At 33.6% G+C, this 16,288-nt stretch carries 10 protein-coding genes; 1 reads left to right on the top strand and 9 read right to left on the bottom strand.

The window, feature by feature from the left end:
- The first annotated feature begins 63 nt into the window (after positions 1–63).
- Complete coding sequence (locus GBO31_RS01665) at positions 64–1,089, top strand: helix-turn-helix transcriptional regulator (RefSeq protein ID WP_246615743.1); 1,026 nt, start codon at positions 64–66, stop codon at positions 1,087–1,089.
- 30 nt (positions 1,090–1,119) lie between these two features.
- On the opposite strand, the gene GBO31_RS01660 is transcribed toward GBO31_RS01665, so the two are convergent.
- The 9 genes from GBO31_RS01660 to GBO31_RS01620 all read right to left on the bottom strand — a co-directional run bounded on the left by GBO31_RS01660 (position 1,120) and on the right by GBO31_RS01620 (position 16,286).
- A complete protein-coding gene (locus GBO31_RS01660; RefSeq protein ID WP_219006570.1) occupies positions 1,120–2,253 on the bottom strand; it encodes a heparan-alpha-glucosaminide N-acetyltransferase domain-containing protein in 1,134 nt (377 codons plus the stop codon).
- 42 nt (positions 2,254–2,295) lie between these two features.
- Positions 2,296–4,767, bottom strand: a complete 2,472-nt coding sequence (locus GBO31_RS01655; RefSeq protein ID WP_246615742.1) for a GNAT family N-acetyltransferase — start codon at positions 4,765–4,767, stop codon at positions 2,296–2,298.
- Positions 4,754–7,201 (bottom strand): GNAT family N-acetyltransferase, encoded by a 2,448-nt coding sequence (locus GBO31_RS01650; RefSeq protein WP_246615741.1) that lies wholly within the window; start codon positions 7,199–7,201, stop codon positions 4,754–4,756. Before GBO31_RS01650 ends, GBO31_RS01655 begins: the two co-directional genes overlap by 14 nt.
- A 10-nt stretch (positions 7,202–7,211) precedes the next feature.
- Positions 7,212–8,396, bottom strand: a complete 1,185-nt coding sequence (locus GBO31_RS01645) for an MFS transporter (protein ID WP_246615740.1) — start codon at positions 8,394–8,396, stop codon at positions 7,212–7,214.
- 14 nt (positions 8,397–8,410) lie between these two features.
- A complete protein-coding gene (locus GBO31_RS01640) occupies positions 8,411–9,745 on the bottom strand; it encodes a lysine N(6)-hydroxylase/L-ornithine N(5)-oxygenase family protein (RefSeq protein WP_219006569.1) in 1,335 nt (444 codons plus the stop codon).
- 1 nt (position 9,746) lies between these two features.
- The gene (locus tag GBO31_RS01635; protein ID WP_219006568.1) at positions 9,747–11,267 is read right to left on the bottom strand and encodes a pyridoxal phosphate-dependent decarboxylase family protein; all 1,521 of its coding nucleotides are present in this window, start codon (positions 11,265–11,267) and stop codon (positions 9,747–9,749) included.
- Positions 11,268–11,509: 242 nt separating this feature from the next.
- Positions 11,510–13,336: a Xaa-Pro dipeptidyl-peptidase gene (locus GBO31_RS01630; protein WP_219006567.1), complete on the bottom strand. Its 1,827-nt coding sequence runs from the start codon at positions 13,334–13,336 to the stop codon at positions 11,510–11,512.
- A 201-nt stretch (positions 13,337–13,537) separates the two neighbouring features.
- A complete protein-coding gene (locus tag GBO31_RS01625) occupies positions 13,538–14,668 on the bottom strand; it encodes a glycerate kinase (RefSeq protein WP_219006566.1) in 1,131 nt (376 codons plus the stop codon).
- 10 nt (positions 14,669–14,678) lie between these two features.
- Positions 14,679–16,286 (bottom strand): sodium:solute symporter, encoded by a 1,608-nt coding sequence (locus GBO31_RS01620; RefSeq protein ID WP_219006565.1) that lies wholly within the window; start codon positions 16,284–16,286, stop codon positions 14,679–14,681.
- Between the last annotated feature and the right edge of the window lie 2 nt (positions 16,287–16,288).

Here is a 16,288-nt window from a genome sequence, read left to right as displayed (position 1 = left end):
AATTAGTCTAAATAAATTTAAAATGCAAAATTAGTATCTAAGGGAAGAGAAAAATGACGCATTATGGATAAAAAAAGACGCGAAAAAACATCGCAGAATGTTGTGCTAAATAAAACGAAAAAGATAGATACGCTATATGCTGTTTCTGAGTTGGTAAGTTCTTATGAACGCTGCGGAATTCAATCCAAAAAATTTCAATTTCAAAAGCGATATGGAATCGGTTATTTCCAAATACACCAGTTTGAAGGTTTATCTATTATGATTTTTGACGTATTGTTTGAAAAAGATCTTACACTAGAAGGATCTATCCCAAAAGACTTTCTTGAAATGTCATTTCTTATTGAAGGTGAACAAATCATTAAAATTCATGGTGTCACAAAAGATCTAATTTATGAAAGTCAGGAGTGTTATTTATTATATCTACAGACCATACAAGGTAGTATTTCTTATCATAAAAGAAAAAGACTGAAAGAAATTAAGATCAGAATGAGTATGGAGTTTATAAAACGACATCGATTGGATGAAGAATATAATATTCTGGAAAACTATTCTCTCTTAAAATTAAAAGATAGTTTTTTAAAACCTCTATGTACAAGAACTCAAGATATACTTACTGAAATCCTTATGGACAAAAGAAATGGATTATTAAAACGATTATTTCTAGAGTCCAAAGTTCTTGAGCTTGTTTCTTTAAAACTAGAAGACACAACAAAACCTTCTAAAACCCATCATATTACCTCAACAGATCATATTATTAAAAAATTATACGGTGTACAGCATATGATCAATTCGGATCTATCGAAACAATATTCCATTCATGAATTATCTAGGCAAATTGGTCTGAATGATTTCATCCTTAAAAAAGAATTTAAACAGTTATTCGGTAAAACCATTTTTGAATATACCACCAAATTAAGAATGGATAAAGCCAGAGAGTTGCTACTACATAGCAAAAAACCGATCTACGAAATCTCAGAATTGGTAGGGTACAAAAACTCAACGCATTTTACAGCTGCTTTCAAGAAAATAGAAGGTATGACACCAAAAAAATATAGAACAAAATTATCTTCAGAAGATAATTTAGACTAATCATTATTACATATTCTAATTTTATTGACATCATTGACTTTCTATAGATATTTTTCTTTTAAAAGTATCTCTATTAGATCTAAATCCTTTTTTCAATCTCATGAAAACAAAGTGAACCATAAATGTTAACCCCATAAACAATGGCATTAATACTATTGTTTCTAATTCACTCATACTTTGAAAACCAAAAAATATCATCCCCCAACAAATTAAGACCCATTGAATCACATATAACGAGGTTACATTCTTACTACAATAATAAAAGGTCCTATATACCGAATTATTTTTGGTTTTAGTAAGTAACCAATGGAATATAGATAATACCGCAAAATTCCATCCTGCAAGGTAAATAACTCCTCCTGGTCCTAAATGGAAAAAATCATTGAAATGATACTCTTCAGCCATAAACACTAAAGGGGCTCCAACTAGTATGCATATGATACCGCCAATAAACATTCTCTTAAATAACTTATCCTGATCATAGTCCATTTCTATATACCATTGTCCAAAAAACATTCCCAATAGTATAAATGAAATCCAAGGAAATACCGAAAAATACACCCAATATCCATTACTCCATAACAGTTGAGTAATATAGCTTAATCCTACTGTTCCAGATTGAAAATCTCTTAATTCTACCGATAAAAAAGCTATTACAATAGCCAATCCCAAAATCAAAAATTTATTTTTTACATACGCGCGTACAAATCCCAATATTACTAATGATATTCCAGCTAATTGTAAAATATCACCTGTTAGTAAGAGGTACATATATTTTTCTATATTTAGAGGACTTTCCCATCCATAGGCAGTTATAAAACTGTCTGGCATAAGACCAACAAGTATTGGTGTCAAAAACTTTAGAAAATTCATTAAATAAGCTACTCCAAGAATTAATATTCCTCGTTTTATAGCACTTTGAATACTCTGATTTCTAGAGATCATAAAAGATACTCCCATTGTGATTAGAAAAACTGGTGTTCCTCTTCCAACAAAATGAATAAAATGTCCTAAAAAAGTATCGGACTGAACATTTTGCTGAGCATGAATCCATAAAGTATGTACCATAATCATTGCAATTACACTGAATCCTCTTCCAAAATCTATAGCTAAAATTCTATTATTTTTCGGAGATCTTTTTATTATTGAGCTTTGTTTTTCCATGTTCTTTTTATGCGCTAAAACTTGAGATATAATAATGATGATTTATATAATAGAAATTGCCTCTCTTTTCTTTAATTGATCTAAATCTTTAAACTTAGCTATAGGATTTTGTAACGTTCCTTCTAGGATTAAGCTTGCCATGGGATCTGACAGGTTTAGCATTTGTTGGGTGTTTTTAAGCTGTAATCTATTCAAGCAACATCTATCAAATTCTGGTACAAACAAATCATAAGTATCAAATTGAGACTGTAATTCTGGATGTTCTTGTTGATATGAATGAATACACAATGCAACTTCTCTCCAAAATTCATATTCTGAAAAAGGAAGATCTTTCTCCAAAATGGGGCCCATAAATCTAAAAAAGCAATCAAATACATCTGTAAAAATGCTAAGTACTTTCATCTTATCAGAAGTCTCCGTATATAACCGTTTCACCTTATTTGGTAATTCTAATTCTGGATTAAAAACAATCACTTCTTCCGTGATATCTTTCATCAAAATCTTTACAGGAATATGGTTTTCTAATACCATAATGATATTTTCGCCATGAGGCATAAAAACAAATCCGTATTTATAAAAACAATGTAGCAAAGGAATTAAATACGCATCTAAATACCTACGAATCCACATCCCGACACCACAAAAAGAGGCTCTAATCAGTTCTACTAGTAATGACTTGCCGTTGGTATCAACATGCAGCAATGCCGCCATCGTCATTAGATCTTGACTCTTTTTTATTTTACTCTGCGGACTTTCTCTCCACAAAGCAGATAACATTTTATTATGGGCATTTGTCTTGCCTAATACTTCATAATAGGTGTTCTGAAAACCTACAGTCGCTACTTCACCAAGCATTGTGAATCCTTGCCGCTTCAGATAAACATCTTTCTCTAATAATTCTGTAATCCATTTAGTGATATGTGGTGTACTCTGCATATAGTGAGGAGAAAGACCTCGCATAAAGCCCATGTTTAGAATAGACAATGCTGTTTTGGTATACATCTTTTCAGGGTTACTTTTATTGTAAAGTGTTCTGATAGATTGTTGTGCAGAAAAATAGTCATCTCCTTCACCCAAAAACACTAAATTTTGATTCGCTATATCGGCGGCAAATACTTGAAGTATCTTATTATTCCATTGCCATGGATGAACTGGAATAAAAATATAAGAGCTTGTATCTAATCCTAAAGACTCTAATTTGGTATTAAATTTTGCTATTAATTGTACTCCAATTTCTTTACGCATTAAGGAGTTATAATCATACTTGTGCACAGAAGTAAAAGTGGTTTTACTTTTATGACCAGCTAGCCAATATATTTTAAATGGTTTATCACTTTCTGGTGCATATTGCAGATAATCCTGATGATCAAAACCTATTCTACCATTATTGGCTACGAAACAAGGATGTCCTTCTGTCATTGCATGCTCAATCATCTGAAAAGAAGAGTTTACTAACTCTTTAGAAGAAAATGTACTATTCGCTTCTTTGTAAGCTGCACTGGAAAGCGTACTAGAGATTTCTTCTAGGTATACAGGTAGTAAGTGTTTTGGTATTTCCAAAGTATATACAAAGTCTACTACAAACTTTAATGCATCGATAGGCGTTGGTTTATTATCAATTTTCTTTATGATAGATTGCTCATCAACATCCCAATGATCCAATGCATATATTTTGGCTTTAAATTCATAGGTAATAGAAGGATTATCAGTTTTTAATATATAGGTGTTACGCTCACTATGACTAGTAAGTTGTTCTGGTTTTAAAAGCAATTCGTGAGCAAATTCGCTAATGGCTTTGGCTACTAAAGCTCTATTTACTCTGGCCCAAGTGATCGGATTCAGATGAGTATCTGAAGTTCTTAAAAGGTTGGTATGTAAGTTGGTCATTGGTGTAGTCTTTTCTTGCAATGCTTTCTTTGCTATTTTGTAATCTTCTATTTCACAAAAAGCAAGTGCTGCGGTTTTTTCTGGCAGCTCTATTTCTTCTTGATAAACAAACCCTGCTTTTTTGTTGAGCCTATGAATCTTTTCATTTCTAACATCCGGTTCTACAACTACTCTTTCTACTTCAGGTAATTCAAAAAAATATTCAAGTACCGTACTAAAAACATTCCAGGTAAATCCTGTAATCTTTTCTTCTGAAGGAGCAACCAAAATATGCATCCCGTAATCCGTATCTCTAACTGCATAGTGTTCTGCAATTCTATCGGTAGATGCTTTGTATTTTTCCATCAAAAAAATGGGGACTCCATTAAAGACACCTATAAACACATCATAATCTTTTCTGGAAACCAGTGTTTCATATTCAGACTGAACTTCAGTCAATGTGCTATCCAGCATTCCCCAATACTTGGCATAAGGATTCGTAACCCATTGATGAATTGTATAGATATCACTATCAAAATCTAAATGACGTAGATGTATGGTTCCGAAATTCTCTATAGTTCTAGAGAACACGATATTTTGAATGGCTCCTATATTTTCCATAATATGAAGTGAATTACGAGATAACATGTACTATATCTTTTCTATAGGCTGCAATTGGATTTTCTAACTTACCAGCGAACTGAAGTAAGGCAACGGGATCATCTAAATCAATCATCTGTTTATGATTGTTTAATTGTAATCTATTCAAACAGGATAGGTGAAACTCTGGAGCAAACAAATCATATTGCTGAAACTTAGCTTCTTTTTCCGGATAACGATCTTGATATTCCTGAATAACCTGAGCAACAACTTTCCAAAATTCTGTTTCTTTAAAATCAGCATGTGCTTCCAAAATTTGAGACATAAACCTGAAAAAACCATCAAATATATCTGTAAAAACAGATAACAGTTTTACATCTTCTGGTACTGGGGCATACATACGTTTTAGATGATCTGGTAGTATTACGTCCGGACTTAAAATGCAGGCCTCTTCGGTAATATCTTTTAAAAATGCTTTTACAGGAATATGATCTTCTAAAACCATGATGATATTCTCGCCATGTGGCATAAACACTAAATCGAAATGATAAAAGCAATGCAGTAATGGACTCAGATATGCTTTCAGATACTTTTCGAGCCAAGTTCCAATGGATAATCCGGATTTTTGAATAATCTTTGGTAGTAACGCTTCTCCTACATGATCGATATGCAGGAAAGCTGCCATGGTCATGGCTTGTTGCTTTTCTGTAATATTTGCTGCTGGACTTTCTCGCCAAAGCGATGCTAACATTTTATTGTAATCATTGTGAGGTCCAAACTCTTCGAAATAAGGGTTTACATAACTTACGGAAGCGATTTCACTTAGCATTCTAAAGCCTGTTTCCTGTATATATGGATCATTATATAATACATCTTCTAACCAAACTGCCATTTTAGGAGCTGTACCCAAATAATATAGAGGAAGTCCTCTCATGAACCCCATATTTAAAATAGAAAGTGCTGTTTTAGTATAGAATTTTTTGGGATTGGTATTATTAAATAAAGTTCTAATGGATTGCTGTGCTAGATATTGATCTGGACCATATCCTAAACAAATCAAATTTCCCGTTGCAATCTCTGGCGAAAATATATTGGCTAACTTATTAAACCACTGCCAAGGATGCATCGGTATAAAGAAATATTCATCTGGATCAAAGCCTCTATTTTCTATAGTTTCTTTAAATACTTGTATAGTATCAGCATCTAACTCTTGTTGTATCAGAGTTTCGTAGGGTAATGCATCTATGGCAGCATACACCGCTCTGCTCTTATGGCCTGCTAACCAAAGTAATGAAAAAGAGTTTCCAGCTTCAGGAGCATACGACCTATAATCACTACTATCGAATCCAATACGTCCATTATTAGCGACAAAACCAGGATGTCCCTCTGTCATAGACTGTTCGATAGTTTGAAAATCTGAGGTGGCAAGCTCCTCTGAAGTTGGATTTCCTTTTAAAAATTTAAATGCACTTCCATACAGCGTACTAATTATTTCTTCTAGATATATGGGCATTTGGGTATCTTTTATACCCAACTGTTTTCTAAGTTCTTTAATAAATAGAATACCATCGATACTAACAGATTCGCTCTCATCATATTTTTTGATGGACTCTGGACATATCCATAAATGATTTAATGCGAGTGGTTTTGCATTAAATTGATATTGTATGGTAGGATTATCTGTTTTTAATATATAACTATTCCAGCCATTTTCTAACTTTTCTAAAACTACAGCTTGTATCAGAAGTTCATGGCTAAATTCTGTAATTGCTTTCATTACAAAAAGAGTATTCACTTTACTCCATACCTCTGGTTGTAAGTGAGCTATAGATTGTTGGGGCGAAACGGCATTGTCTAATGTATTCATAGCACTTCTCTTATTTATTTTTGAAATTGATTTCATTTTTTCAAATGATTCCCTAGTTAAAAATGCGAGTTGCGCAGTTTTGTTTGGGAGTTCAATAATTTTATCTAACTGAAAACCTATGCGCTGGCATAAGGCAAACATCTTTTTATTCCGGATATCTGGTTCTACTACTATTCTGTTTATGCTGGTATCTTTAAAAACAAACTCCATAATAGCAGTAAATAAATACCAGGTAAAATTTGGAATCTTAACATGCGGCGGAGCCACAATAATGTGAATCCCGCAGTCTCCATTTTGTGATGGATATAAGGTATGTATGATATCTTCTTTTGGATTATATCGTTCTAATACAAAAACTGGTTTTCCCTCAAAAACACCAACAAATACATCATAATGTTCCGGCTCCATCAACTGAGCATATTCCTGTCGTAACTGCTGCAAACTACATCCTTGCATCCCCCAAAAGAATGCATAGTCCATATTCACCCATTCATGCAAGATTTCTGAATCTTCGGATAATCGAAAAAGTCTTATATCAATAGTCCCAAAATTTGAAAAGAATTTTGAGTAGATACTATGATATGAATGCTGAATATTTTTCTCTAATTTTTCCATCTAGAATTTCTCATGATTTTAGGAACAATTCAGAAGTACGTTTTATACCTATTTTAAAGATGAAATAGTACAATAATAAGGTGATCACAAATCCACCAAGCGCTACTATAAATGGAATTTGTAGTCCATTATATTCCACTAATAGACCAACAGAAAAAGAAGACAGTAATACTCCTAAGTTTTGAAAAAAGTGAACTTTACTGTAGTCCATGGCATAAGAATTCGGCGTGCTTAACTCGAAAAGCAATACATCGAATTTTACTACTCCTTGAAATATGGCCCAACCATAAATGATCCTTCCTATAATTACGGTAGTCGTATCAGGGATTCCTTGTAGCAACAGTCCTAGAATCCCTAATACTAGTATTGGAATTATTACTCCAAACTGACTATCAGATTGTTTTCTTTTTGTATTAATCCACAGAGCAATTAGTGCAACAAATCCAGGAATTGCATACATCATTCCCGAAATAAGTTTGGAATTATGTGAGGATATGCTTTCCCAATAGGTTACAAAAAATGGTCTTATCAAAAAATCGCTGAAGTAAAGAATCATCGTAGTGATTCCTATTTTTAGAATAAATCCATTTGGGATCACCTTTTTTTTAGCTTCTGTTTTAGTATTTCCCGGTTCAGAAACTTTAGTAGTATCATATTTTTTACTTTTTAATAGAAAAGCACTCATTCCCATTTGGATAAAATCTCCAAGTGCCATGATTAAAAATATATAACTAGCATCTATAAAATCTACTGTAGCACCACCAATAACTGCTCCTAATATACCACCAAGGTGTACGACAACTGATAAAATTCCAATGGTAGTAGGATGCTCTTTTTTAGAAATAATTTTAAGGATATACGGATAGACTAATAAATAGCTTCCTTTAAACAACACCATTGTCAATGAGATGATCCAGAAATTGACGTAAGAATCAGTTGCATAACAACAGAGTGCTAAAATTCCGGCAATACATTGTGTATATACTAGAATATGAAGCTCTGCTACTCTTTTAGAAACATATGCCCAGAACGGAAATGAGATCATCACCATAAAACAAATCGCAGCAAAATAATATCCTACCAGCTCTGGATTCGTAACACCAAACCGAGCTTCAAAAAACTGTGGATAAAACGGATGTAGTAAATAATCACTTACTACAGCCACCAAGGTCATTATGATTAAAAAGTTTCTCATTTAAATATCCTTTTCTATAGTACGGATGTTTCTGCGATAATTTCTTCTTCTTCAGTAACCTCAAATTGTTGGAAGGCAATTCTCTTTTCAATTGGGTAGTAATCTGTACCTGTAAGTTCTTTAATGATATATGAGTTACGATACGCAGCCATACCTAAATCTGGAGTTACAAAACCATGAGTGTGTAACTCCGCATTTTGCACAAAGATTTCGTTTCCTTCGTGATCAATTGCATAGTTTCGATGTACATCATACTTACCTTGTTCATCCCATCGAATTCTATCCTTAATACCATCTATAAACTGTGGTTGTTGATACTGATATCCTGTCGCCAATACCAAACCTTCTGTAGTATGACGATAATATTTATTCTGTTCGTGTTGATGAATTTCTACATAAAACTTGTCTAATGTATCGTCATAAACGGCACTTTTTAATTCAGAATTAGTACGTAGATTGATATTGATATTACCACCTACCACTCTTTTAGTATAGATCAAATCAAAAATATCAGCAATTAGATCCTGATTGATTCCCTTATACAAGTGTTTTTGATTTTTGATAAGCTGATTACGCTTAATACTTGATAAATTATAGAAATAATCTACATACTCCGGAGAAGTCATCTCTAAAGTTAATTTGGAATACTCCAATGGGAAAAACCTAGGAGATCTTGTTATCCAGTTGAGCTCATAGCCTTTATCATCAATTTCTTGTAATAAATCATAAAAAATCTCTGCGGCACTCTGCCCGCTCCCTACAACTGTTATCGATTTTTTGGACTGTAATTTTTCCTTATTTGGAAGGAAAGTACTAGAATGAATAGCTCCATTTTTTAATGCTTTGCAGCAACCTGGAATATAAGGACTTGTGCCCGTACCCAATACAAGCCTTTTGGTTTTATATATTTTTCGTTTGTTTGTCTTCGCACATTTAGAAAATAAAGTATAATCCTTTTCTTTTTCATGATACGCAATTTCCAATACTTCTGTTGAAAACTGAACATTCGATAATTTCCCTATCGCCCATTGACAATATTGATTGTACTCATTTCTTAGTAAGAGAAAATTTTCCCGAATATAAAACGAGTAAATTCTACCTTGTTCTTTGATATAATTTAAAAAACTAAAAGGATTGGTAGGGTCAGCCAAGGTTACCAAATCAGCCATAAAAGGAATCTGTAGTGTAGTATCCTGAAGCATCATTCCAGGATGCCAATCAAATTGCTCCTTTTTATCCAGAAATAGTCCATCCAACTCGGCAATTGAATCCGTTAAACAAGCCAATCCTAAATTCATGGGGCCTACTCCAACGGCTATAAAATCAAATATCTTTTCTTCGTTCTTCATACTACTTTTCAATTAATGATGATTTTTCTCTTAGGTAACTCAATCCAGTTTCTTTAATCATTCTAATGATATATAACAGATCATCAATGGTACTTTTAGGATTTAATAATGTAAACTTCAGATAGGTTTTGTTATCAAATTTGGTACTTGCTACGGATGCTTGACCAGACTTAAATAAGGTATTTTTGATATGCAGATTGATGGTATCAAGCGTAGTATCTGATTCAATTTCAGGGTCTCTAAATCTGAATACTAATGTGCTCAGTTCTGGTTTATGTACAAGCTCAAAATATGGGTCATCTTTTATGCTGTAATATAAATCAAGAGCCAGGTAATGTACTTTTTCCAGAAAAGCTCCAATGTTTTTCTCACCTGTCATCTTTAGCGTAAACCAGAGCTTCAGCGCATCAAATCTTCTGGTTGTTTGAATAGATTTTTCTATGAGATTTGGGCATTCTAAATCTCTATGCTCTAATGGATTTAGATAATCTGCATAGTAAGACACATATTTAAAATACCTAGTATCTTTTACTAAAAACGCACTGGAACAAACTGGCTGAAACATGGTTTTATGAAAGTCGATAGTCACAGAATCTGCCTGTTCTATTCCATTTAAAAGATGGCGATGCGTTTCGGTTAACACATAACTACCACCATATGCCCCATCTACATGAAACCATATATCATATTCTTTCGCAATTTTAGCAATGATATCAATCGGGTCAAAACTCCCAAAATCAGTAGTTCCTGCTGTTGCTACAATCGCTACTGGGATATTTCCTAACTGCTTTTCTTTTTCTATCGCTTGCACTAATGCCTCTGGCTTCATTTTCATCTTCTCATCAGTACTCACTGGAATTACAGCATCATATCCCATTCCCATCAATGCCGCATTCTTTTTAATACTGAAATGCGCCTTATCAGAACAAAAAAATCGAAACTTAGATACCTCATCAGACCAACCATTTTCTTTTAAGTTCAGACCAAAATGCTTAAAAGCATAATCATCCCTAGCAATCAGCAATGCCATAAAATTTGACTGTGTACCACCACTGGTAAATACTCCATCTGATGTGGAAGGCAAATTCATTTTATCACAAATCCATCGAATCATTTCCTGTTCTATATAGGTAGCAGAAATACTCTGATCCCAAGTTTCTATGGCCGTATTAACCGAAGAAGCTATCAAATCTCCTACTAAAGCAGGAAGCAAAACAGGACAATTTAGATGTGCCACGTAATTAGGATGATGAAAGGCAATCGTATGATCTAAATACAGCTCCTTGATTTCTTCTAATGCTTCGGTAATAGAAAGTGTTTCATTAGTATCAGAGGATAACAGGTGTTTTTTCTCCTGAAAATCACATATTTCTCCAGGATAAAAATGATCTCTATCTAAAAAAGACATTACATATTGTAAAGCTTTATGAATATAGTTTTCGTAGGTGTATTTTGATTGGATATCAAAAAAATGATCAACTTTTTGATCAACAGTTAGGTTTGTTTGAGTATCGAGTAGCATTTTATTTTTATTTGATCTAAATAAGTTTTGCAAATGTAAATCCTAATAAAAATAATTTTATGACGCGTTAGGGATAAAAAAAGACGTAGTTAGTAAATAGAGAATTATTTAATATGTAGATAAGATTCCTTTATCAAAAAATTATAATTCCCTCTGATGATTAAATATTAATAGACCAAACCATAGACAACAAAAAAACTGAACTCTTGATATGTATAAAGAGTTCAGTTTAATATTTGTTCTTATTTCGTAGCTTTTTCAAATGCTTTTACACCTCCAACAATAGGAATAGTAATCGATGTTTCATCTAAATCAATAGTAAGTTCTGTTCCGGGTTCTGGTAACAAAGTGAACTGACTATCACTTGAAAAAATCATCAGTCCAATTTGTTGTCCCTTTTTAATGATTTGATCATCTGGTTGTAATTCGAAAGACATTTCATAGAATGCACCTGGTTTTAGAGGTTCACTGTCTGTTAAGGACTTATAATTTTGTGGATCCGCCCAACCACGAGTAATAATATTATTGGTAATCTTCCTTGTTTTCTTTTTCCAAGGTAAAGAAACCAACCAAACAGAAAGATTAGCAGCAGGTTTACTACTTGCCAATTTTATGGTTACTTTAGGAATTCCAGATATATGAATATCTTCTTTTAGTATAGGTGTTGTATACAACAAACGGTGATTAGATGATGGTAATGCTGCCAAAGAATCTCCAGAGAAGGTATAGTCATCTATTAATTTTTCTTTTCCCTGCTTACTTAGTTTATTGTTAACTAACGCACCTACTTCTTGTCCTCCTTTATTTGCAAAAAGAGTGACATCTGTAGCATCAGGATTTGGATATTCTTTATACGAAGTGGGTTCTTCTTGTGGATCATTTTCTCTAACAATCCAAGCGCGTGCATCATTTTCAACATCATTTTCTACTCCGTGTAAATATCGAGTAAACCATCTGTTCATCATGGTCATTGGCGGTGGACCACCATGTCCATTTTGATGGTAATAGATCTGAGAAGGAATCCCCATTTCTTTTGCTTTCTTATAGATTCTATAACTATGTTCTGGCATTACATTCCAATCATTAAATCCATGGGACATCAATAATGCTGCTTTCATAGGTTTTATATCATTTAGATAATCTCGGCCTGCCCAGAAATCGTTATAATCTCCAGTGATTCTATCCATTCCATTTTTCATCTCTGTATCTCGCACTATCTTATTATTATACGGACGCTTAGACTCGTCTCCACTATGAATAAAATCATATAATACATCGATATCTTCTCCTAGATATCCACCTGGAGAACGTACTAAACCGTTAGATCTGTAATAGTGATAATACGAAGTATTTGGAGCGATAGGAATAATTGCTTCTAGCCCTTTTACTCCTGTCGTAGCAGCAGCTAAAGGAATAGTTCCATTATACGAAGTTCCGGTCATTCCAACTTTTCCGGTAGACCAATATGCCTTCACCTTCTCTCCTCCTTCTGGTTCTGAAAACCCATCAATACGACCGCACAACCAATCAATCACCGCTTTCGGTGCTAAGGATTCGTTATCACCTCCTACTGTAGGAGCTCCTTGCGATAAACCTGTTCCTGGAGAGGAAGAATGTACTACAATATACCCTCTTGGAACCCATTTGTAAATATGTGAATTGGAAATAATCGGCCTTTTTCCTCTACGTATCACCTCTACATGTGTTCTTGGTTTTGGTTGTGCTCCAATCTCATGATGTACGTCCCAAAACAATCCATCAGCATTTGCAGCAACACCTGCAAAATAAGGACTAGAAACATAAATAACTGGTAATTTTAATCCTTCTTTTTCGGTTTGATATGGGCGTGTTACTGATACATGCATTCTATCTAAAGCTCCATCTCCATCGGTATCAAATTCTGTTGGCACCCATAGATCATGACGAATCCACTTTCCAGGATTATTAAAAGCTTCTACAATTTGTGCTTCGCCATCCTTAAATACAGGAACTGCTTTTTCCTGAGCGTTTAAAAAGGTAGTTAAGAATAGAAATAATAGAAGAAAATGAGTGTTGATGTTATGAGTCATTATAATTGAGATTTGTTACTACAACCATCTTTAGTTAGATGTCAAGCTTTACCAAACTATGATGGTAATCTATCTTTTGTATACAACAAATATAGAATAGAAATATGAGTTTTTTCTTTTCGGAAGAAAATAAGGAAAGTATTTACACCTTTTTATTAGAAAAATCTGAATTCAAAAAAAAATAAATTAAAGGGGCCAATCTTAAGTACTTAAAAATTTCCTGACAAATGCTTCTACCATTTCTTTTATATAGCTCCCTGCATTATCCATAGCATCCTTTGTATTAAGAGCATACTTTATGACTTCGTCAGCGTACAAAATATTGAAATCATCAATTGCATTTTCTGTTAGCTCAATCATACCACAAAACACTGCTACTTTCATATTATTTGCTTTTGCTACCTTGGTAACTCCTAGAATTGTTTTACCTAATAGTGTTTGGTCATCTAACTTCCCTTCTCCAGAAATTATCCAATCTGCATTTTTTACTTTTTCATCAAAGTGGGCAAGCGATTTTATTAACTCAATTCCAGGTTCTAAGGTTCCATTCAGAAAAATTTTTGATCCAATACCCATTCCTCCAGCAGCACCTGCTCCTTTTATGATTTGTGGATCCATACCAAAAGTAGTTTGTATGATAGCTGAAAAATCTTGTAATCCTTTATCAAGCATCTTAATATCTTGTGCAGTAGCTCCTTTTTGGGCAGCATAGGTATGAGCAGCACCTTCTTTTCCATATAATGGATTTGTTACATCACAAGCGATTTGGAATTGCACTTGACTCAATTTAGGAACTACCTCATCTCTATTGATAGATATTATTTTAGATAAATTAGCACCAATAGGTTTAATTGGCATATGATTTTTATCCAAAAAACGGTATCCAAGAGCAGACGCCATACCAATACCACAATCATTTGTAGCACTACCTCCTAATCCCAAAATAATCTTATTTACTCCTTTATTCATAGCATCCAAAATCATTTCTCCAGTGCCATAAGTGGTCGCATTTTTACAATCAAACTCTTCTTCCTTCAATAATTTCATACCTGATGCTTCAGCCATCTCGATAAATGCAGTTCGGGTAGATTCTGAATATAAATAGCAAGCCTTTACAGGTTTAAAAAAAGGGTTGTTCACCTCTACTATTATCTTTTGACCTTTAAGATAATAGTTCACAACCTCAATAGTACCGTCTCCACCATCAGCTAATGGTAATTTTACAATTTCTATATCAGACCTTAGTTGTTTGATCCCACTTTCAACTGCTAGGCAAAATTCCATTGCCGTTAAAGAGTTTTTAAATTTATCTGGAGCTAAAACTATTTTCACATCAGACGAGTTAACTTAATATATTCACCATAGATAGTGCTAAAAGACATATGATCACAAAATATCCTAAAAGTATAATAACTTCTCGTTTCCCTTGTTTATAGAAAACCACTTTTAGTCCTTCTTTTTGCGTTCCATTTATGATCAAGCTTAAGGTGTATCCTACTACTATAGTAACTATACAACCTATTGCATTCCACCAAAACCAAAATACTTCAGGCACATACAACCAAAGAAACATATTAAAAACAACACCCGCTACAATACCAATATTAGCTCCAATCGCATGTGTCTTCTTCGTAAGAATTGCTAATATAAATGCAGCCAAAATTGGCCCATAAAATATGGAACTAATTTTATTAATCACCTCGATCACGGTACCTTCAATGTTCCCTGCAAAAAATGCAAAAAACAAGCATACCAACCCCCAGAAAACAGAGAGCAATCTGGAATAAGTAACATATTTCTTATCAGGCATATTGGGTTTAAATCTCTTTATAAAATCCTCTAAAGTTACTGCAGATAATGAATTTACGGTAGAACTTAAGGAAGACATGGCTGCTGACATAATGGCTACAATTAAAATCCCTATAATTCCATTAGGAAGGTATTTTATGATAAACACAGGTACCATTAAATCTGCTCTTTTACCTTCTAAACTATTGATATTATCCTGATAAACAACATCCATCAATTCTTGGAAACTCACATCTTGAATTAATAAAGTTCCAAGAACTAATCCCATAATGCAATAGGTAAGTGTAACTGGGAACCGAAGTAATCCATTCGCAAGTAATAATCTTTTAATAGTAGGCATACCTTTAGCGGATAGTAAGCGTTGAGATTGAGTTTGATCCGTTCCATAATACGAAGCATATAAAAAGATCCCTCCAATTACCATTGGCCAAAATCCAAATTCGTCATTTTTATCAGCATTATTAAACCCCCATTTTGAAAAGTCAACTGCAGTTAGTCTATCCTTATCTACATGAGTTAAGAAATTTTCGAAACCTCCTAATTCACTCAATCCATACACTAGACAGACAATTATCCCGAAAAACAAAATACACATCTGTATAACATCTCCCCAAATTACAGCTTTCATTCCACCTTGAAATGAATATATCATTGTAATGATGCCTATCAATAATACAGAAATCCAAAATTCAATTCCTGTGGTAGCTTGTAAAATCAGTGCCATGGTATATACCATAACACCGGTTGCAACAGAACGACTTATTTGAAACACAAAACTTATCAAAAGTCTTGATGAAGCATCAAAACGTTTTTCCAAAAACTCATAAACACTTACAATACCGGAATTATACAAGGAAGGGATGATAGCAATCAACAAAAAAGCCATTGCTAAAGGGACACCAAATTCATAGGTTAACCATTGTAATCCACCTCCTTCTTTTAGACCGACAAATGCTGGTGCCGAAATAAAACTGATAGCGGATAACTGTGTAGCCATAGTAGATAAACTAAGGGGAAACCAACTCATAGACTGACCTCCTAAAAAATAATCCTTGGAATTCTTATTTTCTTTGAAAAAGTACCCAATTCCTAAGAAAGCCAGTAAATAAACCACTATAATTATGTAATCTATATAATTCATAA

It is taken from the genome of Aquimarina litoralis (assembly GCF_019295435.1).
Taxonomy (GTDB): Bacteria; Bacteroidota; Bacteroidia; order Flavobacteriales; family Flavobacteriaceae; genus Aquimarina; species Aquimarina litoralis_A.
The sequence above is the reverse complement of the archived record's forward strand: the minus strand, read 5'-3'. Positions and strand labels throughout refer to the sequence as shown.